At 43.9% G+C, this 22,027-nt stretch carries 16 protein-coding genes; 12 read left to right on the top strand and 4 right to left on the bottom strand.

Going from position 1 to position 22,027, the window contains the following annotated elements; genetic code table 11:
• The first annotated feature begins 6 nt into the window (after positions 1-6).
• The 7 genes from BM528_RS11805 (at position 7) to purF (ending at position 10,446) form a co-directional block, all read left to right on the top strand.
• Entirely contained in the window at positions 7-4,314 is a 4,308-nt protein-coding gene (locus tag BM528_RS11805; protein WP_071979986.1) for a FimV/HubP family polar landmark protein, read from the top strand.
• A 60-nt stretch (positions 4,315-4,374) separates the two neighbouring features.
• Complete coding sequence (gene truA, locus BM528_RS11800; RefSeq protein WP_071979985.1) at positions 4,375-5,166, top strand: tRNA pseudouridine(38-40) synthase TruA; 792 nt, start codon at positions 4,375-4,377, stop codon at positions 5,164-5,166.
• A 271-nt stretch (positions 5,167-5,437) separates the two neighbouring features.
• Positions 5,438-6,283: an acetyl-CoA carboxylase, carboxyltransferase subunit beta gene (gene accD / locus BM528_RS11795; protein ID WP_071979984.1), complete on the top strand. Its 846-nt coding sequence runs from the start codon at positions 5,438-5,440 to the stop codon at positions 6,281-6,283.
• Positions 6,283-7,581, top strand: a complete 1,299-nt coding sequence (gene folC / locus BM528_RS11790; RefSeq protein WP_071979983.1) for a bifunctional tetrahydrofolate synthase/dihydrofolate synthase — start codon at positions 6,283-6,285, stop codon at positions 7,579-7,581. Before accD ends, folC begins: the two co-directional genes overlap by 1 nt.
• A gap of 57 nt (positions 7,582-7,638) precedes the next feature.
• Positions 7,639-8,268: an SPOR domain-containing protein gene (locus BM528_RS11785; RefSeq protein ID WP_071979982.1), complete on the top strand. Its 630-nt coding sequence runs from the start codon at positions 7,639-7,641 to the stop codon at positions 8,266-8,268.
• A 154-nt stretch (positions 8,269-8,422) separates the two neighbouring features.
• Positions 8,423-8,911, top strand: coding sequence for a CvpA family protein (locus BM528_RS11780; protein ID WP_071979981.1), 489 nt, complete (start codon positions 8,423-8,425; stop codon positions 8,909-8,911).
• Positions 8,912-8,925: 14 nt separating this feature from the next.
• Positions 8,926-10,446 carry an amidophosphoribosyltransferase gene (purF, locus tag BM528_RS11775; RefSeq protein ID WP_071979980.1) on the top strand — a complete coding sequence of 507 codons (1,521 nt, stop codon included), beginning with the start codon at positions 8,926-8,928 and terminating at the stop codon, positions 10,444-10,446.
• Between the two features lie 171 nt (positions 10,447-10,617).
• Here purF and BM528_RS11770 read toward each other — a convergent pair whose 3' ends face one another.
• Both BM528_RS11770 and miaE read right to left on the bottom strand, forming a co-directional pair.
• On the bottom strand, positions 10,618-11,217 hold the full coding sequence (locus BM528_RS11770; protein ID WP_071979979.1) for a Yip1 family protein: 600 nt from the start codon (positions 11,215-11,217) through the stop codon (positions 10,618-10,620).
• Between the two features lie 351 nt (positions 11,218-11,568).
• Positions 11,569-12,351, bottom strand: coding sequence for a tRNA isopentenyl-2-thiomethyl-A-37 hydroxylase MiaE (miaE, locus tag BM528_RS11765; RefSeq protein ID WP_071979978.1), 783 nt, complete (start codon positions 12,349-12,351; stop codon positions 11,569-11,571).
• 134 nt (positions 12,352-12,485) lie between these two features.
• Between miaE and BM528_RS11760 the strand changes: the two genes are divergently transcribed.
• From BM528_RS11760 to BM528_RS11745, 4 genes are all read left to right on the top strand, one after another.
• Complete coding sequence (locus BM528_RS11760; protein WP_071979977.1) at positions 12,486-13,079, top strand: acyl carrier protein phosphodiesterase; 594 nt, start codon at positions 12,486-12,488, stop codon at positions 13,077-13,079.
• A 263-nt stretch (positions 13,080-13,342) separates the two neighbouring features.
• Positions 13,343-14,890: a S10 family peptidase gene (locus tag BM528_RS11755; protein ID WP_442855886.1), complete on the top strand. Its 1,548-nt coding sequence runs from the start codon at positions 13,343-13,345 to the stop codon at positions 14,888-14,890.
• A 15-nt stretch (positions 14,891-14,905) separates the two neighbouring features.
• Positions 14,906-15,916: a zinc-binding alcohol dehydrogenase family protein gene (locus BM528_RS11750; protein WP_071979976.1), complete on the top strand. Its 1,011-nt coding sequence runs from the start codon at positions 14,906-14,908 to the stop codon at positions 15,914-15,916.
• Between the two features lie 94 nt (positions 15,917-16,010).
• The gene (locus BM528_RS11745) at positions 16,011-18,413 is read left to right on the top strand and encodes a PAS domain-containing hybrid sensor histidine kinase/response regulator (RefSeq protein ID WP_071979975.1); all 2,403 of its coding nucleotides are present in this window, start codon (positions 16,011-16,013) and stop codon (positions 18,411-18,413) included.
• Between the two features lie 65 nt (positions 18,414-18,478).
• Here BM528_RS11745 and BM528_RS11740 read toward each other — a convergent pair whose 3' ends face one another.
• Positions 18,479-19,474: a YhdH/YhfP family quinone oxidoreductase gene (locus tag BM528_RS11740; protein ID WP_071979974.1), complete on the bottom strand. Its 996-nt coding sequence runs from the start codon at positions 19,472-19,474 to the stop codon at positions 18,479-18,481.
• A gap of 254 nt (positions 19,475-19,728) precedes the next feature.
• Here BM528_RS11740 and BM528_RS11735 point away from each other — a divergent pair, with 254 nt between their 5' ends.
• Positions 19,729-20,091, top strand: a complete 363-nt coding sequence (locus tag BM528_RS11735; RefSeq protein WP_071981285.1) for a winged helix-turn-helix transcriptional regulator — start codon at positions 19,729-19,731, stop codon at positions 20,089-20,091.
• Positions 20,092-20,313: 222 nt separating this feature from the next.
• Here the strand turns inward: BM528_RS11735 and gtfA are convergent, their stop codons facing one another.
• Entirely contained in the window at positions 20,314-21,798 is a 1,485-nt protein-coding gene (gene gtfA / locus BM528_RS11730) for a sucrose phosphorylase (RefSeq protein WP_071979973.1), read from the bottom strand.
• Positions 21,799-22,027: the final 229 nt, after the last annotated feature.

Raw genomic sequence — 22,027 nt, 5'->3', positions numbered from 1 at the left:
ACTGCTATGAAATTGCATTTGACGGGCTTACTATTAATTAGTTTATGTGTGTATGCCCCCATCACTTCAGTGAATGCGCAGGAAAGGGAAACCTTACTCAAGGGACCTAAAGATGCGAGCGATCAATACTCTGGATTAGAGTATGGTCCCATCGACTCAAATGATACTTTATGGCGCATAGCAGAGCGATATAGACAAAATAATAACCTGAGCGTTTATCAGGTTATGACCGCAATCTACGAACTCAATCCAAACGCATTCGAAGACGGAAACCTCAATCTTCTCGTTAACGGTGCAGTTCTCAAATTACCCTCCGAGCGCTACATTGCTCGAATCAGCAAAGAACAAGCACAACAGCGTGCCGAAAGAGATGAGCGGGCTTTTGCTGAAGCGCTCAATAAGCCTGGTAGCAGTGTAAAAAACATCAAGCCAGCGTCTCCTCTAGTAAATCAACAAGATCTGTCACAAACCCAAAACGACATTGAGCAAAAAATAACGCGTTTAGATGCAGAGCAAACCCGTCAATTCGACGAGTTGCGCAGGCAGTTCGCAGCCTCGTTAAATAATGTTCAAGAAATCCTCGATGAAAATAGAAAGCTCTATGAGCGAGTTGAAGCTGTAAATGGTGAGCTTGAGTCGCTAAGAGGCCAAGTGGAAGGTGATGTAAAAGAACAGCTTGATATGCAGGTGGCCTTACAGCAAGAGCTGCTGGATATGATAAGAGCCGAACAGGCTGAAAGGGCGGCTGAAAAACGAGACTCTCTGTTGAATAAGCTAATGAGTCCTATGAGCCTGCTTATAGGTTCGGGCCTATTAACGTTACTGCTAGTTGGCGGCTTAATTACGTGGTTACTCAAGCGTAATAGCAAACCTCAAGAAAGTCCCTCGGCTACAAACACATCTAATGATGAAGAAGTGCCTGTTCCTGAAAGCGACTTAGGCGACCTCTCTAGTGCACTTGCGCCAGATTTAGATGAAAAAGACGAACTGACCGACGATGACCTATTTAACGACGACGACTTACTCGATGATGTACTAACGTCAGATTTAGAAGAAAGCTTAGATGACGAATTAGAAAGCTTTGCAGATTTAGAAGACGACTTGTTGGTACCCGATGATGATTCAGACGATTTATTTGAAGCCGGTGCAGATGAGTTAGACCAAAGCGAACTAGACAGTTTATTTGACGATGATGATTTGTCTGACAAGGTACTTAACGAGAATGAACCTGAAGATTTAGACGGCATTGACCTATCTGAAGATGATGATGTTTTCGATGAAACCGGTGATGATGCCAGTGAGGACTCATCGAAAGTTGAGGAACAGTCGGACGCGTCAGATGACGATTTTGATATCGACGACCTGTTAGACGATGTACAAAGCCAAGAAGCCTCAAAAGACAGCGAAGCTTCAGAAGACGTAGATCCCGACGACATTTTAAACGAGTTTGGTTTAGATCAAGAGGACAACGGTGGGCAAGAAGAGTCTTCTGCTGAAGAGAACGTTAATGTTGATGATATAGATGCGTTGCTTGATAGCAATGCCGCAGAGCCCTCTCAGGACGACATAGATGATTTACTCGATAGTGCAACTGAGACAGCGTCTTTACCGAGTGTTGATGACGAAGATGAAAAGCCAGAGATAAGCATAGACGACCTGTTAGAGGAAAATGCACCTGATACTGCGCTTACTGACGAGCTAGACAGCAAAGATGATCTCATAAATGAAGAGATGCTTGAAAAGCTAGACGATGAAATCAATCAGCAAAATCACGAGATCAACAAAATTACAGACGATTTGCTAAGCGAAATTGAGCAAATTGAAATGATGGGCGGCCTTGATGACGAAGAAGACGCAGACGAAGAACTAGAAGACGAAATTATATCGGGCTCAGGTTCGCCTCAGTCTATTCAAGACTTCGACTCAATTACCGACGACTTAGATGAAATTTTAAACGACGAAATTGAAGACGACTTTTCAGACCCGCTTTCGGATGAACTGATTGCCGAACTACAAAGCGAAATGCCAGATGATGAAGACGATGCATCTGACGATGAGGCGGTAAGTAAACCCGAAGCCGCAGAAGAAGAGAGCGTATCTGATGATTCTGACGATTTTAACGATTCTCTTTCTGACGACCTGCTAGCCGAATTAGAAGCAGAGCTTGAAGACGGCACTTATGATGTTGATAGCAGTGACGCTGGTGAGGAGCCTTTAGCGGGGCAAGAGCCTTCAGCAATTGAAAAGCCTGAAACGGACGTCGACGAATCAGCGTTTGAAGAAGAAATAAGCGACCCGCTAACAGATGAATTATTGGCAGAGCTAGAATCTGATTCAAGCGAAGAAGAGACTGCAGCCGAAGAGGAACCTACAGCTGAGGAAGAACCTGTAGCCGAAGATGAGCCTGCAGCAGAGGAAGAACCTGCTGCCGAAGATGAGCCAACAGCCGAGGAAGAGCCTACAGCCGAGGAAGAGCCTACAGCCGAGGAAGAGCCTACAGCCGAGGAAGAGCCTGTAGCCGAAGAAGAGCCTGCATCTGAAGAAGAGCTTGCCGCTGAAGAGGAATCTACTGCTGAAGATGAGCCTACTGCCGAGGATGAATCTTTAGTCGGGGACGAGCCGGCAGCAGACGAGGAGTCTGTAGCCGAGGAAGACTTTAGCGCAGACGAAGAGCCTGTAGCTGAGGAAGAACCTACTGCCGAGGATGAATCTTTAGTCGAGGAAGAGCCTGCGGCGGACGAGAAGCCTGCAGCCGAAGAAGACATTAGCGCAGACGAAGAGCCTGTAGCTGAGGGAGAACCTGCTGACGAAGATGAGCCTATTGCCGAGGATGAATCTGTAGTCGAGGAAGAGCCTGCAGCAGACGAGGAACTTACAGCTGAGGAAGACTTTGCAGCCGAAGAAGAACCCGCAGCTGAATCAGACGATCCGTTAGATGATGCACTCGAAGCCTTTGAAAAAGACATGATGGATGATATCCCGTCTTTTGGCGATTTTGAATCAACTGATGAAGTAACACAAGATGATGCTGCAGAGCCCGACTCTGAAGAGAATGTTGAACAAGACGAAAACGATTACGATGACAGCATTCTTAATGATGCTTTTGATGACGTTGATTCTTTCGCACTAGAACAAGAAGTGGATGGAATAGAGCCTCAACAAGAGCCAGAACAGTCAAAAGTTGATGATACTAGCGAAAACAATGCTATTAACGATGAAGATATAAATGAACTTGGCGATGTCCCCGGCCTCGATGATTGGTTAAGTAGCGATGGCGACGATGACATTCAAGACGAGGAAATCTTGGATGAACTCGACAGCGCGGAATTCGAAGAACTTCTTGAAAGCCTAGAATCTGAGACTCCATCTGACGCAGATTCACAGCTAGATAGCGACCCGAGCGGAGAAAATGGCGAACTGGAAGAGGCCAATAGCGAGAATCAAGACGCCGATGATGCCCAGGCAAACGAGGAGCCTCAGCCAACCGAAGAAGCTTCGCACGAAGTAGAACAACCTATCGAAGATGAAGCTAGCGCAGCGGACCATGCTCAAGAGGAAGTAGGAGCAGAGTCGAATAATGAGGATGATGAGTTTCCGCTAGAGGATGATACCTTTGAACTAGAAGACATTGACGAGCTTGGCGATGAAGACCTTGCGGATGACTTGCTCGATGATACTTTCGACAACGACAACGACAACGACAACGACAACGACAACGACAACGATAGCGATAGCGACAACGACAATGATAGCGACCTAGACGACTTATCATTACCAGATGTCGACATGGACGACGACAGCGAAAGTAACGCTGACAACCATTCACAGGCGTCAGCGGTAGAAGAGGAATCAGAAAAAGCTGATTTAGAGGAAGGTGATTTAGAAAAAGATCAGGAGCCCAAGAGCAACGACCTCAAAGACGACGATCTTAAACTTGATAACCCTGACCTTGACCTAGAAGCTCTGCTCAGCGATATGCCCTCTGTTGAGATGGGAGGTGAAACCAATGAGCGTGAAGACTTCTTAGATGTAGAAGCGCTTATGGATGACGGCGACGATGACACCATGGACGATCCCGATAGTCAGCCACTAGATTTAGATGTAAGCCTCTCGGACTTCACTGGTGTAAATGACAGCGATTCGGTTATCGATATAGATAAAGATGCAGGCCAAAATGCAAACCTAGACTTGGCCCGCGCTTACCTTGAAATGGAAGATGTTGACGCTGCCAAAGAGCTCCTTGAAGAAGTGCTTAACGAGGGAAGCGAAGAGCAAAGGCAAGAAGCTGAAACGATATTGAAATCCATCGGCTAATTGCATGTTAGTTGGCATATGACTACACTTAGCGGCTTTTAGTTTAGAGGTAGCAGAATCATGGGGCGAATTGCCTTAGGGATTGAGTACGACGGTGCTGCTGTTTACGGTTGGCAGCGCCAACAAGAAGTGCCAAGTGTTCAAGAGTATCTTGAAAAAGCGTTATCGAAAGTCGCTAATCAGCCTATTCACGTGCAATGTGCCGGGCGCACAGACGCGGGCGTTCATGCTACAGGCCAAGTGGTTCATTTTGATTGTGACGAGCCCAGGCCAGACCGTGCTTGGACATTAGGTGTTAACGCCAACCTTCCAGATTCAGTAGCAGTAACATGGGTTAAGAATGTAAGCGATGATTTTCACGCGCGTTTCTCTGCGACGCATCGCCGCTACCGCTACATTATTCACAACAGCAAAATGCGACCCGCTATACTTCACCATGGTGTTACCCATGTGCACCGGCCTTTAGATGAAGAAAAAATGCACGAGGCTGCTCAAGCCTTACTGGGCGAACAAGACTTTACTTCGTTCAGAGCGTCTCTGTGCCAAAGTAAAACCCCGTTTAGAAATGTGACTAATGTGACTGTTTATAGACAGGGGCAATATGTCATTATTGATATTAAAGCCAACGCATTCTTGCATCACATGGTGCGCAATATAACAGGGTCGCTTGTTGAAATTGGGGCGGGGGAGCAACCAATAGAGTGGATTTCTCAGCTGCTTGCACTGAAAGATAGAAGTAAAGCGGCGTCGACTGCAAAGCCTAATGGACTTTACCTGGTAGATGTTACCTACCCAGAAGAACACGATTTGCCTAAAAAACCACTTGGGCCCTTATTTTTACCCGAAACCTAATTTTCTCCGGTAAAGCGTCTCTCGTTGATTAAAAACTAATGCAAGCTCAATTTAAACTGGTCGGAGTGTAACTTCTTAGACCAGTTTTGTTTTTTCCATTTCGTTGTATTGTGGTCTAATAGCGCGCTATATTAGATAGCCGCTTTGATAGGTTACGCACGTTTTCTTTGTAACGCTGTCAAAGACATATAATTCATGTGTTGTTGGTAACCAATATGAACCGTATTAAAAACAAATGCCGACACTCTAAAAAACAAAGGATTCAATTTCCATGAGCTGGATTCAAAAAATACTTCCACGCACTCAAACGACCTCTAAGGGTAATGTTCCAGAGGGTATTTGGACAAAGTGTGGTTCTTGTCAGGCCGTTTTATACAAAACAGAGCTAGAAAAGCTACAAGAAGTTTGTCCTAAATGCGACCACCATATGCGTATTACGGCGCGCCGTCGTATTGATGCATTTTTAGATGAGGGCGATCGCGTTGAATTAGGTGCCGAACACGAACCACAAGACTTGTTGAAGTTTAAGGATTCTAAGCGTTACAAAGATCGCATTGCCGCTGCGCAAAAATCGACGAATGAAAAAGATGCATTAGTCGTTATGCAGGGTAAAGTAAAAGGCATGCCTGTAGTGGTAGCGTGTTTTGAGTTTGCTTTTATGGGCGGTTCAATGGCGTCGGTTGTTGGTGCGCGCTTTGTTGCTGCAGTTAATGCGTGCCTTGAGAATAACACGCCGCTTATTTGCTTCTCTGCAAGTGGCGGTGCGCGTATGCAAGAGGCGTTAATGTCGTTAATGCAAATGGCAAAGACCTCTGCGGCGCTAGCGAAAATGAGCAAAAAAGGACTGCCTTATATTTCGGTACTCACCGATCCAACAATGGGTGGGGTATCTGCAAGTTTGGCCATGCTTGGCGACATTAATGTGGCAGAGCCCAAAGCCCTGATTGGTTTTGCAGGCCCAAGAGTGATTGAACAAACGGTTAGAGAGAAGCTTCCAGAAGGATTTCAGCGCAGCGAATTCCTGGTAGAGAAGGGAGCTATTGATATGATTGTTGACCGCAGAGATATGCGTGATAAATTACACGGCTTATTGGTTAAGTTGCATAATAAAAATTAGTGAATAACGAAAATAATAACAACAGTGGCTCAGAGCGGGTGACTTCACCCTTTAAAAAAAGCCTGAGCCAGTGGCTTTCCTACCTAGAATCTATCCATCCTAGTGCCATAGACATGGGCCTTGAAAGAGTTAAGCGCGTTGCCGATGCAATGTCTCTGAGCTTGGCAGACTCTATTGTCATTACCGTGGCTGGCACCAACGGCAAGGGAACGACCTGTCGCCTGCTAGAGCAGTCGCTGCTTGCGCAAGGCAAAACCGTCGCGGTTTATAGCTCTCCTCATCTCATCGACTATTGTGAACGGGTTCGCTTCAACGGCGACCTTGCAGCGCCCGATACTTTTGTTGACGCATTTGAATGTATCGAGAGAGCAAGAGGAGATATCTCTCTTACGTATTTCGAGTTTAGTACACTTGCCGCAATGAAAATGATGCAAGATTGGCAGGTCGAAATTGCTATTTTAGAAGTTGGGCTGGGTGGCAGACTAGATGCAACCAATATCATTGACCCTGATTTGGCAGTTATCACCACAATCGATTTAGATCATCAAGATTGGTTAGGCAATACGCGTGAGAAAATAGCGCGGGAAAAAGCGGGTATTATGCGCTTGGGCGGTAACGCGGTAATTGGTGACTTGTTTCCGCCTTCTTCGCTATACGACGTGGTTAACGAACTAAATGTAAACGCATGCTGGGCGACAAAAGATTTCACGAGTGTTGTCAGTTCAGACCAAAGTGAATGGGAGTGGAAAGGGAAGACGATATCTTTCAGTGACCTTCCTTACCCCAATATACCGCTGCAAAATGCAAGCACGGCACTCGCTGCGCTAGAGGCGCTAAATTTATTGCCTCAGCACAATGCGCTTAAAGAAGTACTTTGTAAAACTACCATGCCAGGACGGCAGCAAAAAATAAGCGATTCGCCTCTCGTTGTGGTCGATGTTGCTCATAATCCCCAAGCGACGACCTCTATGCGTGAATGGTTAAGGCGTTACAAGGTTGATAAATACCGTATTGTGGTAGGAATGCTAAAGGATAAGTCAATTGCTGAAACGCTTTCACCGCTAGCGTCGTTACCAGCGACATGGTATGTGGCAAGTACGCAAGGCGCGAGAGGTTGTGATGCCGATGTGCTTAAAAATGCACTTGTTAATGCAGGCACAACCATAGAGAATATCAGCACATACGACAATGTTACCTTGGCGTATGAGAGTGCGCTGTTAAATTATCAACCCGATGAACTCATTTTAGTGTTTGGGTCTTTTGTTACCGTGGCAGACGTACTCGTAAAAACCAACTAACAATCCGCTTGTTTCTAACAAGGTATAAGCGTGAAGGCATTCAGCCAGGAGATATCAGTGACATCGGCATTAAAGAATAGGTTGGTAGGAACCATTATCGTTGTGGCGCTTGCCGTTATTTTCCTACCCGACTTTCTCGATGGAAAAAAGCAGCAAAACCGTGAGCCTTTCGTTTCGGTGCCTGCAAACCCACCTCTTAAACCCATTGTAGAGCCAGAGCCATTTCCTTCAGAGCGTGTGGCTAGAGCCGCTGTGCCTGCGGTTGACATAGAAGAAGCCGAAGCGCTTGACGATGTTTTTGAAAATCAGGAAGCCGCAAGCATTAACGCAGAGGGCGAGGGAGCATCTGATACCGCATCAAAAGTATCGCAGCCTGCCGTACAAGAGGACGATGAACTTGCCAACCAAACAGTTGTTGAAAGTACCAACCGACTTGTTGAGGAAGATGCGGGCTGGGTAATTCAGTTAGGTAGTTTCAGACATGAAAAGAATGTCAAAACATTACTCGGTAAGTTAGAAAAAGCAGGGTATCGAGCCTTCAGTCGAAAAATCCAAACTAGTTCAGGTTTGCTCAATAAAGTGTTTGTTGGCCCAGATCTAGACAAAAAGAAACTCGATTCGGCGCTCCCGCACTTAAAAGAGCTTACGGGGCTTAAAGGCAAAGTTACTACCTTTAGTGTTAATTAACCTGTAAATATTTTGGCTGCGTTCTAGATGTTATACAAAAGGCTATTTTATTACATACTGGTAATATTTTTGGCTTCTGTTAGAATGCGCGCCATCTCGCCAACGGCATCTTGTCTAGCATGAGTTTAGGCAACATCAACGCAATAAAGAGACGATGAACTGGGTTGACTTCTCCATACTGGGTATCATTGCGGTATCAACCTTAATAAGCCTTATAAGAGGGTTTGTTAAAGAAGCCATTTCGCTTGTGGTTTGGTTTTCTGCACTCTTTATTTCCAGCAATTTCTATGCAGACCTTGCTATTTACTTCACCGCCATCGACGATACCTACATTAAAAATGGCGCTGCAATTGCGGCATTATTTGTATCTACACTTATACTCGGCGGCATGGTGAACTTTGTATTTGGTCAACTAGTCCAAGCAACAGGATTGTCGGGCACTGATCGTGCGCTTGGTATCGTATTCGGCGCTTTGCGCGGTGTACTCATCGTGAGCGCTTTACTCTTTTTTATGGATACCTTTACAGGTGCCGCCGCCGCATTATGGTGGCAGTCATCTATTCTCATACCAGAGTTTGGTGTCATTATTGAGTGGTTTTTTACGTATGTTAAAGACTCCTCCAGTTTTTTAAATCCCGTATAAAATAGGTAACGCACATGTGTGGTATTGTCGGAATAGTTGGTAAAACCCCCGTAGCTCAGTCTCTTTACGACGGTCTAACGGTTATTCAACACCGTGGGCAGGACGCTGCGGGTATAATGACTATCGATCAAAATATGTTTAACCTGCGCAAGGCAAATGGCTTAGTGAGAGATGTTTTTCACACTCGCCACATGAAGCGTTTAACCGGTAATATGGGTATAGGACACGTGAGATACCCAACTGCTGGTACGTCGAGTTCTGCAGAAGCACAGCCTTTCTATGTTAACTCTCCCTTCGGTATTGCTTTTGCCCACAATGGTAACTTAACCAATGCTCACGACCTTCAAGAGGAAGTGTTCCGCATTGCTCGTCGCCATATCAATACCACTTCAGACTCTGAGTTACTGCTTAATATTCTGGCCCATGAGCTTCAGCAAGTGGCTGGGCTTAGCGTTAGCGCAGAGCATATTTTTGAAGTAGTAACAAAAGTACACAAAAAAATTCGCGGTGCTTACGCTGTTGTTGCCGCTATAATTGGTCAAGGTATTGTTGCATTTCGCGACCCTCATGGTATTCGTCCTCTTGCCTTAGGTAAGCGCATGACAGAGCTGGGGGAAGAGTGGATGGTAGCATCAGAAAGTGTTGCTATCGATGCTGTGGGCTTCCAGTTTGTGCGCGATGTAGCGCCAGGTGAAGCTGTATTTATTACTGAAGAAGGTCAGCTGCATACTCGCCAGTGTGCCGATAATCCAATTACGTCTCCGTGTATTTTTGAGTTTGTTTATTTCGCGCGCCCAGATAGCTTTATCGATGGTATTTCTGTTTACGCCTCACGGGTAAACATGGGAAGAAAGCTCGGTGAAAAAATTAAGCGCGAGTGGTCAGATTTAGATATTGATGTCGTTATCCCCATTCCTGAAACCTCTATGGATGTGGCACTACAAATTGCGACAACGCTAGACCTGCCTTACCGTCAGGGCTTTGTGAAAAACCGCTATATTGGTCGCACCTTTATAATGCCGGGACAAACACTGCGTAAAAAATCAGTACGCCGTAAGCTCAACGCTATATCTTCTGAATTTAAAGGTAAGAGTGTTCTACTAGTCGACGATTCTATCGTTCGAGGTACAACGTCAGGACAAATTATTGAAATGGCAAGAGAGTCTGGCGCTAAGAAAGTTTACTTTGCGTCTGCTGCGCCTGAAATTCGTTTTCCAAATGTATATGGCATAGATATGCCATCGGCAAATGAACTGATTGCCTACGGCCGCGAAATTGATCAAATTGCCGATCTTATCCAAGCTGACGGCCTTATTTTCCAAGACATATCTGATCTTGTTGAAGCTGTTCGTGAGGAGAACGACAGTATTCAGCGCTTTGAAACTTCTGTGTTTGATGGAAACTACATAACGGCAGATATCGACCAAGAGTATTTAGAGCGCATAGATATGTCTAGAGGTGAAAAGTCGAATCAGGCACCTACTATGCAGGCTGAATTGAGTAATTTAGATGTGCATAACATGGGTTCTAACTAAATAGCATCGCAGCTACATGAAATATTAACCCAAATAAAAGGCCGCTCAAAGCGGCCTTTTATGTATCTGTACCCATATCTGTATCTGTATCTGTATCTGTATCTGTATAATAGAGGCTTTTGTCTGTTTGTAAGCTTAGCTCTGCTAGAAAGCTTTATTCAAACCCAGACGTTAGTGAATAAATACCGGCCCGCCAAACATGCCCCAAACTAGCACTGAGCCTGTCATCAGAATAACCAGAAGTACCAATCCGCAGGTTACAACTGAACTCGAGTAGATAAACCCTTTGTCCTCATGCATATGCATAAGAATAGGGACACCAGAATAAAGAAGATAAACCGAATAGCTGATACCAACCAACAGGGCGGTCATAACAACCCACAGCTCTGGGTAAAGACCCGCAAATCCAACCATAAATAAAGGTGTGGCCGTATATGCAGCTAACTCAAGCGATTGTGTGTAGGTAGGTGTGGCATCGAATGCTTTGGCTAGCTCGTGTATCAATATAGCTAGTCCAATAACACCCGCTATTAAACCGAAATACATGCCCATGCCCATCATAATTGCACTATTTTCGCTGAGGCGGATAATATCGCCGGCCCCAATGCTCCACCCAGTATGTGCACTTGAATAATAGGCTACTACAGAGGGAATAAGCGCGATAAAGGCTATATGTGTGAGTGCATAAAAATAGTTTTCATGCTTTGTATCAATTGTTTGCCACTCTTCTTTCGGATGAGTGTAAATACCAACGAGGTGATTTAAAATCATAGTCCCTGCCTTTTAACTAACGTTCTAGTTTTTAGAGTTAAGTTATTAAAAATAAAAGAGTATTGTTTTATTGGCAGTGTGATTCTAAAAAATTGGCCCTAAATACTAATTAGGCGCAGTGGAGATTAAGTAGCGCGTTTACCACTGCTGGTTGTTTGCTGTAGCAAAGTAAAAGTGTTTGTTACACGCTACTAGGACGCGCGTTTAACTGCCGTTAACAATATTTTTACAATTTCAGTGTGCAGTAAGATCACTCCTGCGTCAATGAATATTGTCTAATTAATCGTCTATTTAAAACGGCTAAATTGAGCCTTTGAATTAAAAGCGGTTGTTAGGAAAAGATGGATTACCTTACGCTGCGCTTGGTATTCCAGAATGGAACCGAAACTCGATATCCTCGCTGACGATAAGTTGTTTTTCCACTTCACCAAACAGTGCTACACGCTCTGTAATATCAGTGGAGGAAATATTAGCCGCAAGCGTAAGATAATCTTCGAAATGACGGGCTTCAGAGCGCAGTAGCGACATATAAAACTTGCCTAGTTCGTCAGACACATGGGGAGCTAGCTTTGCAAATCGTTCACACGAGCGCGCTTCAATGTAGGCACCGCAAATAAGCTTGTCCACCAACTTTTCTGGCTCGTAAGTGCGAACTTGACGAAGTAATCCGTTTGCATAGCGACTAGAGGTTACCGATTTATACTCAAAACCCAAGCGATGCATTATCTCCAGCACTTGATAAAAGTGGTGCAACTCTTCTTTTATAAGCATTACCATTTTATCTAACATGTCTTTTTTAACAGTATCTAATCCGCTTACGTTAAATACGCTTTTCGATAAATGTTTGGTATTGAGTGATTGCCAGTCACCTTCATGTCTATATGTAAAGTCTTCGTAAGGTTTAAGCCAGCCAAGTAATATTTTACTTGTCTTTTCATCTGCCACATAGCGTCGCAATAAATACATGGCGCTTTGTGCTGCTTTTAACTCGCAGATAAGATGGTCTGTAAGCAGTATCTTCAAATTCTCTTCTTTTGTTGCTTCATCTACCCATGCATCTGGTGTACTGCATTGCAAAAAAGCAGTAACGGGCGTGAGAAGTGATGAAATTTCTGAAGATGAAATAGCAGACATTGTGATACTTACCTAATGAAATAGCTTAAAAACTGATACGATTCGTTATCTGTGCAAGACAACGTTTTTGACGGCGGCAATACTACCCGAAGGGCCGCCGTAGAAACAACTTAAATAAGTTATAAAACTAAAACATGAATTATTTGGCGCATCTTTTTTTAGCAAAACCTACCGCAGACTCTCAGTTTGGTAACTTACTGGGAGATTTTCGCCGCGGTGTAAATGTGGCCTCATATTCTCCCAACGTACAGCGTGGTCTTGAAAATCATCATACTGTCGATAAGTTTACCGATCAGCATGAGTTAGTGAGACAGGCGAAGCTACTTTTTCACCCAAGTCGCCGCAGGTTTGCCCCCGTTGCTATCGATATCTATTTCGATCATTTGTTAATTAAACACTGGTCCACTTTTACGGATACCCCGTTCTCGCTGTTTTGTGACGAGCGATTTGCGCTTTTAGAAAGGCGGTTGCCTGTTATGCCTCGAAATATGCAGCACAGTGTAGGCCACTTAATTACTCACAATTGGTTTAATGATTATGCAAAAGAAGAGGGAATTGCAAAGGCGATTGCTGTAGTGGCGAAACGAATTCGCTTTAAAAACGAGTTTCATAAAAGCGTTGATGACATTGTTTGCAACAAAGGAGAGTTGGAGAGCCTGTTTTTATCGTTTTTCCCTCAACTAATAGAGCATGTGCATGAACGGGGTATAGAAGAGCGCACAGAATAATATTCAGCAGAGCACATAGCAGGACAGTAAAAAAAGCTTGAAAGATCCCGCTAAACCAGACGTTAAAAGAGTGCAGTAAGTCTATAAAAACCTTATATCACAAGCAAGTAGGCTATGTATGGGAAACTTATCCTGTCTCATTAAAGTGCGAAGATTTACAGAGATATATCGACTAATTTCGTTAACTTGTCGTTCTGTATAGAGAGAATGCTTCGAGGGGGTTATAGTGGATGTGCTAATAATCTAAACAATAAGAACTCGGTATGAAAATGATGAACTCCTACAGAACTCCCCGCAAATGGGCTGCTGCCCATTGTTTGTTATTACTTTCTCTTTTTACCATCAATGCAGTGGCCCAAGAGCATGACCGTGCCATAGAAATAGACAGTAAAGTCGTTACTGAACACGAGACCAAAATTTTAGGTAAACGCGTTAAATACAGTGCCACTACGGGCACTCAGCCTGTGTGGAATACCAAAGACGAGGCCGTTGCTACGCTTTTTTACACATACTATAAGCGTACAGATGTTAAAGACGATACGAAAAGACCACTTATTATCTCATTTAATGGCGGTCCAGGATCTGCCTCGGTGTGGATGCATGTGGCGTATACCGGCCCTCGTATACTCAATATTGATGATGAAGGTTACCCTGTTCAGCCTTACGGTGTTCAAACTAACCCGTATTCAATACTCGATACCGCAGATATTGTATTTGTGAACCCAGTAAACACCGGCTATAGCCGAGTGCTACCAAACGCCGAGGGTAAAATGCCGTCTCAGGAAGAGCAGAAAAAAATGTTCTTCGGTGTAAATGCAGATATCAGCTACCTAGCTGAATGGGTGAACACGTTTGTGACCAGAAATAATCGCTGGCGCTCTCCTAAATACCTTATTGGTGAGAGCTACGGTACTACTCGAGTGTCAGGTCTTGCACTTGAACTCCAGAACAGTCAGTGGATGTACTTAAACGGTGTAATCTTAGTGTCACCTACCGACATAGGTATTGAACGCAATGGTCCGGTGAAAGCTGCGAATCGCCTGCCTTACTTTGCAGCAGCTGCCTGGTATCACAATAAACTTGATTCAGACCTGCAAAGCAAAGACTTAACCGAACTATTACCTGAAGTAGAAGACTTCACTATTAACGAACTCATTCCTGCTTTGGCAAAGGGCGGTTTTATTGATCCGGCTGAGAAACGCCAAGTGCTTGCTAAAATGGCTCGCTACTCTGGCTTAAGTGAAGAGGCTGTTGCTCAAAACAACTTAGATGTTTCCACGGCATTTTTCTGGAAAGAGTTATTGCGAGATGAAGGCAAAACCCTGGGGCGGTTAGACAGTCGCTATCTGGGTATCGATGCTAAACAAAGCGGTGATAGACCAGACTATTGGGCTGAGCTAACATCTTGGCTACATTCGTTTACGCCCGCGATAAACTATTACCTGCGTGAAGAACTAAATTATAAAACTGACATTAAATACAACATGTTCGGGCCTGTGCGTCCATGGGACAGAAGCAATAACAATACAGGCCGTAATTTGCGCCTGGCTATGGCCCAAAACCCTTATTTAAATGTAATGGTTCAAGCTGGTTATTACGATGGAGCAACAAATTACTTTGATGCCAAATACACGATGTGGCAGCTAGACCAAAGCGGAGCGATGAAAGATCGCTTGAGTTTTAAAGGTTATCGCAGCGGGCACATGATGTATCTACGTCGTGATGACCTAAAGCAGTCTAATCAAGATTTACGCGAATTTATCAAAGGCAGCACGCCTCTTGAAGGTCAACCTGCCATGTACAAGCGTTAATTAAGGAAGCAAAACATGAAAGCCGTAGGTTACACACGCTCGTTAGCAATTAGCGAAGAGAATGCGCTAGAAGATATTGAAGTAGATAAACCAACTGCTACAGGGCGAGATTTACTTATTAAAATAAGCGCTATCGCTGTTAACCCTGTAGATTGCAAAATTCGTCAACGAGTAGAGCCAGAAGGTCAACCAAAAATTTTAGGCTGGGATGCTGTTGGTGAAGTGGTTGAAACAGGAAGTGACGTTACGGCTTTCAACGTAGGCGACCGCGTTTATTACGCGGGAGACCTAACTCGTCAAGGAACGAATGCACAATATCAAGCAGTAGATGAACGTATTGTAGCAAAAGCACCTACTTCATTAACGGATAGTGAGGCGGCTGCATTGCCGCTTACCTCTATAACTGCCTACGAGCTGTTGTTTGATCATTTAGAGATTAAACAGCAGAGCGAAAAAAGCGACGAAGTTATACTTGTTGTTGGTGCAGCTGGTGGAGTGGGTTCTATTATGCTGCAGCTGCTTAAAGTATTAACCGGCGCAACGGTTATTGCTACGGCATCCCGCGACAAGACAAAAGCCTGGGTATCATCTTTAGGCGCAGATTTTGTTATAGATCACAGTCAGCCTATGGCGGAGCAAATAAGGGCGCTTAATATCGGCCCCGTAACTCATGTCGCTAGCTTAACCAATACAGGTGAAAACATTGAAACGTTTGTTGAAGTGATGAAGCCAAAAGGTAAATTAGCGCTGATTGACGATCCTGAGCATGTGGATATTTCAAAATTAAAGCAAAAAAGTTTGTCTTTACACTGGGAGTTTATGTTTACTCGCTCTATGTTTAAAACTGACGATATGATTGAGCAGCAGAAATTACTGTCTCACGTTGCTGACTTAGTGGATGAGAACAAGATTAAGACCACTGTGGGCAGGCACCTCGGTAAAATAAATGCCGCAAACCTTATTACGGCTCATAAAGAGCTTGAAGCAGGCACAGCCGTTGGTAAGCTGGTGCTAGAGGGGTTTTAAACGGTTGTTTTCACAAGTACCTTTATACTGCTATGCTCTATCCATAGCAGTTTTCTTGTGCTGTCAATAGTGTCTTTCAAAAAGTGAGTACAGTTTGACTATATCCAACACCAACGGCGAACATTATCTGTTTTCAGAGTTAAAAAGCTTACTGAATACTGATGAAAGCTTATTTAATTTTCTTGAGAGTTCTGCGCTCGATGGCGTTTGGTTTTGGGATTTAGAAGAGCCAGAAAATGGATGGATGAGCCCAACGTTCTGGAAAATACTCGGTTTCGACCCCGATTCAAAGCGTCATTTACGTTCTGAGTGGCAAGATTTAGTTAACCGCGAAGACGTGAAAGATGCTTTAGATAATCTTGAACAGCATTATGCAACCCCATCATCAATGTTCGATCAAATCATCCGATATACTCACAAAAATGGACATACTGTTTGGGTACGTTGCCGTGGTGTAGCAATTCGAGATAGTAATGGAAAGCCAATAAGAATGCTGGGCGCACAGACAGATGTAACAGAGCTAAAATTACAAGAGTTATCGCGTCTAGAGCAAGAAAAACAACAAAAACTGGCGTTTAAAAAACAAGCCTTTCTTTTAGATGAACTTGAAAAAACCGCCAATATTGGTACCTGGGAAGTAGACTTAATTAGTAGCAAGGTAGTTTGGAGCGATCAAACAAAACGAATTCACGAAGTGCCACTTAATTACGAGCCAACGCTTGAGCAGGGAATTAATTTTTATAAAGAAGGTGAAAGTCGAGAACTTATTACTAGAGCGGTATCAGAGAGTATAGCCAATGGCACTCCTTGGAATCTGGAGTTAGAACTTGTCACTGCAACAGGGCGGGATATTTGGGTTCGCGCACAGGGTAAGGCTCAGTTTGTTAACGGTGAATGCGTAGGCCTGTTTGGCGTTTTCCAAGATATAACGCCTCAAAAGCAAGTAGAAGCCCAAAAACAAAAGATTCGCGAGCGAGCCGTTGCCGAATCGATACGCTTGCAGGTAGCTAATGATGCGCTTGGCATGGGGGTGTGGGAATATGATTTGGTCACAGGTGAGTTGCTGTGGGACAAGTGGATGTATTCCCTCTACGGCGTATCGAAAGAACAATTCACCGGTGCATTTGAAGCTTGGGAACGAAGCCTTCATCCAGATGACTTAGAACGAGTTAAACAGTTGCTTGATGAGGCTATCGAAAAAAACATAAATTACGACACTGAATTTCGCGTCGTTATGCCTAGTGGGAAGATAAAACACCTTAAAGCCAACGCTGTTATTCTCCGTAACGACGTTGGTGAAGCCGTGAAAGCTATAGGTGTAAACTACGATATTACCGATAAAGTAGAAACAATGGCGGTGCTTGAGCAGGAAAAAGAAAGAGCAGAGGCAGCAGCGAAAGCAAAAAGTGATTTTCTTGCCAATATGAGCCATGAAATACGCACTCCCATGAATGCTATCCTTGGCGGCCTTCAGCTTTTAAGAAATTCAGATATAAAGGGAAATTTACGTACAATACTCAACAATTCAGCGTTTTCAGCCCAGAGCTTGTTAACCATCATCAACGATATTCTCGATTATTCAAAAATAGAGTCGAATAAGCTCAGTATGGAGTTTGCTCCGTTTTCACTTATAGAAGTACTTAATGCTGTTAAATACGATATGGATGAAATGCTCAGTAGTAAGGGCATTGTTTACTCTGTAGATATAGATGACAAATTTGAAGATGGCTGGATTGGTGATGTAGTTAGGGTAAAACAAATATTGCTAAACCTCGTTTCAAACGCCGTAAAGTTTACCAGCAAAGGAATGGTAAAAGTTGATGTTTCTTGCTACGAGTACAAAGGAGAAAACGCAATCGCTATAAGCGTTATCGACTCTGGTATCGGCATGAGCGAAGAGGCTCAAAACAGATTATTCGAACGCTTTTCACAAGCCGATGCAACGACTACGCGAAAATACGGTGGCACCGGTTTAGGAATGGCCATAACTCTCAGCTTAGTTGAGATGATGCGGGGTGATATTAAAGTCGATAGTGTTGAAGGTAAGGGAACAACAATCACCGTTTTATTGCCCCTTGCGCCTGCAAAGCTCGACAAACAGAAAAGTGTGAAAAAGTCGCTTGCAGCACCAATGATGTCGAATAAAAAAATCCTCATCGCAGAAGATAACGCTATTAATCAAGTTGTTATTCAAACCATGCTTGAAGATACAAAGGCAGAGATAACCATTGTAGATAACGGAAAACAAGCAGTTGAGGCGGTAGAGAAAGAAGACTTTGACGTTATTCTTATGGACATTCATATGCCTGAAATGGATGGCGTAGAAGCTCAGCGCCAAATTAGCCAGATGAAAAAGCATATACCCATAATAGCGCTTACGGCTAATGTTATGCCCGACGATGTGGCGTTCTATTTACAACAAGGATTTGTCAGTCACCTAGGCAAGCCCGTAGACATGAATCATTTGTTTGGCATGTTAAAGCAATACGGCCACTAAAGACCTCTTTACTGGTGTTGAATTGATGAGGGCACAACACAATTATTGTGCCCGTATCTGAAATGCTAAAGGTTTACATTTACAATGGTGCGACCAAATAATTGACCTTTTAATATGTCATTTATTTTTTCATCTAATGCGTCTAAACCAACTTCGGTTGTCAGTGAATCAAGCAGATTCAGCTTCCAGTCACCTGCTAGTTTATCCCATAGCCTTAAACGTGGCGCCATGGGGCATTCAACAGAATCGATCCCCAGTAATGAAACTCCACGCAAGATGAAAGGAAATACACTCACATCTAGCTGGGCAGAAGCGGTAAGCCCACAGCAGGTAACTACGCCGCCATACTGAGTAGACTTAATTGCTTGGGCCAAAAATTCTCCACCCACTGTGTCTACTACTCCGGCGTACTGCTCTTTAAGCATGGGACGTTCTTTATTTTCAAGCATAGTGTCTCGAGTAATGACACGAGAAGCGCCCAACGATTTAAGAAAATCAGCCTGTGACTCTTTTCCGGTGCAGGCCACCACATTAAAACCTGCTTGTGTAAGCAGGGCAACCGCCACGCTTCCTACACCGCCGGTGGCTCCTGTTACCAAAATCTCTCCGTCTTCTGGCGACACGTTGTTCTCAACAATCGCTTGAACAGAGAGCCCGGCAGTAAATCCCGCCGTCCCCAATACCATGGCTTCTTTAAGAGTGAGCCCTTCTGGTTTTGCCACCGCCCACTTTGAAGGGATACGTATGTATTGAGCAAATCCGCCAGCAGTGTTCATGCCGAGATCGTAGCCTGTAACAATAACTTCATCGTCTTGACTAAATGTGTTGTCGTCGCAAGATACAACCGTACCCGCCGCATCAATGCCGGGGGTATGTGGAAAGTTTCTAGTCACTCCTGGATTTCCTGAAGCAGACAGCGCATCTTTATAGTTTAACGAAGAGTAGCTCACTCTTATCAGTAGATTACCTTGAGGTAATTCATCTATATTTCTTTCAACGACAGAACGTGTAAACGTTTTGTCTTCGGCTTTTTCTACCAATAATGCTTTAAATGTAGTCATTCTACTCTCCGTATTGATATCTGAGTTTCTTCCATTCTGACCGTATATTTATTTTGTGCAAGTATGCACTTTTTAGTAGGGTAGTACCCAAAATGATACTAATGGGAAAGTTTAGCTAATATGGAATTAAATCAACTGTTCGCTTAGTTCGAGTTGAGAAAAAGCTAAAAGCAAGTTGAGCCCATCGTTAGATGAATACACGCTAGATGAATGCACGCTAGATGAATACACACCAGATAAATGAGAAAACAGCCATGACTGAGGCAGTAAAAAAAGACAGCAATGACGTGCTAGAGCAGCAGACACCGAATTATATATGCGGCGTAGCGGTTTCCCTTGAGATTATTGGTGGTAAGTGGAAGGGAGTCATTTTATGGCATTTGTGCCACAAGACGTTACGATTTAGTCAACTGAGACGCCGTTTGCAGGGAGTTACTCAAAAGATGCTAACGCAACAATTAAGAGAGCTGGAGCGTGATCAGCTTGTCAATCGTAAAGTTTACGCAGAAGTACCGCCTCGGGTAGAGTATTCATTAACAGACCTTGGCAGAACGTTAGAGCCTACATTGCGACAGCTATGCGACTGGGGAAAAGACTTCCACGACCAGCATCGTTAGTGACCAACATAGTTAGTATTTTGTGAAAAGGTAAAGTTAAGGCTCCGTGAACGATTGTTTATCAATGCGTGTTTTATCATCGATGGGATTATTCTATAAGAGCTATTGTCAGCGTATTAGTAATACCAGCGCCAGATGTAAAAATGGCCCGAAATTACCATTCCGGGCCTTAGCTATTTAATATCTTTTGAACTTCTAAACAACAGGTGGCTGCTATAGTTTTTATCCTAGCAATTCACTTGTTGTTATCGTCGTCGACTTGCCTGCATCAGTGATATCGATAACAGCACTCATGGTGTTAAAGTCGATTTCAAGGCAAGCTGTGTCTGAATGATGGGCCCAATTAAGAGCAAGCAGTTTATCGTTATACGACACTGAAAAATCGCCATTAAAAGCATTGCTGTCGTTTCTTATCTTGATTAACTCAATAAGCCCTTTAACCACAGGTTTCTCAATGGCTGCTTCTACGTCGGCAGTTGAAAGGTAAGGCCGGTTTATATCTCTCCCTACATTTGTTTTAGCTAACAACTCCATATCGTTATCGGCTGCGAGTAGGCCCCCGTAGTAAACTTGAGGGATGCCTGGGCTAAAGAATTGAATGGCGCGAGCGAGGAGATAGTTTAAATCATCTTTTCCTAGTGCGTCGTAGTAAGTGCAGTTTACCTGATAAAGGTCGACATTGTTGGCTGCTGCCCCCGTCGCTTTTCTCGACTCTTCTTTGGAGTTAACGTGAATCTGCTCGACAAGAGCATCAATTGATGCGTTATCAAGTAAGCCTGGCTTGTCGCCGCTTGCGCCAACATCAACAATCCCAATGCCGTCGTGGGTGTCTAATACCGTAAAACAGTTACGTGGTGAAATTGATAGCCAATGTGCTAACGCGCTGGCATCTTGCGTGAAAAGAGTATGCAGAACTAATGGCGGTAGAGCAAAGTCGTACACACTGTCACAGCGTTCTGCAATATCAATTTGAGTTTGATAATGGCTGTGAATTTCAACCAGACACTGCATGTCCATAGAGCGAGCTCGTTTACTAAGCTCTTCAATAAAGGCAAAAGTCTCTTCAAGCATAAAGCAGTTGGAACCCGCCCGTTTAATGGCATAGCCTGCCGCATCAAGACGAATGAGGTCGACGTTACTTTCAGTGAACGATGTGAGAATAGACGATAAATATTCCTTTCCAAGGTCAGACTCAACGTCAATATCAATTTGGTTCGAGGTAAATGTAGTCCAAAAAGGTACAGTTTCACTGCCTGCAACTTCATAATCGCTGAAAAATGGCGTGGGTCTTGGACGAAAAACGTTGGCAATTTGCTCGTTAGTTTTTGTCTCATCAGTGTCGGTAAACACATCTTGCTTAGTTAAAAATAGCGGCCAATACGCTGACTCTCGGCCTTTTTCAAGTACGTCGCGAAACTGCTTACTCTGCGCCGACATGTGATTAACAATAAGATCAGCCATTATGTCGACAGATTCGCCCATTTTTTTAACATGGCTCCAATCACCCAAACGCTTATCGACACTCGTGTGATCGATAGGGTCGAATCCAGCATCTTCGCCATCGTAAGGATAATAAAATGGCAGAAGGTGCACACCCTTAAACAAACCAGCGAGCGGACCATTGAGAAGGCTATTGAGGCTTTCGATACTGCCATCACCCAATCTGTCTGCGTAGGTAATTAACTGAACGCCGTTGCTTATAGACATTGAAACTCTCCAAAAATACGGTTTTTACGATAGGAGCAAAAAAGCGCCTTGGTATACGATAAATACCATTAAGCATGGACCGCTTTATTAAAGTCACTTTCAATATAGTAGAGGCTTAGCTTAAGTATAGATACGCTGCGATATGTGGAAGCTTTCCGTCTCCAGTACAGTATCGCTTCTTAATCGATTAAGAAATGGTAGCAATAGTTTTCGCAAATGTAAATGAGAT

It is taken from the genome of Alteromonas sp. RW2A1 (assembly GCF_001886475.1).
Lineage (GTDB): Bacteria > Pseudomonadota > Gammaproteobacteria > Enterobacterales > Alteromonadaceae > Alteromonas > Alteromonas hispanica.
This window is presented reverse-complemented; position numbering and strand designations above follow the sequence as displayed.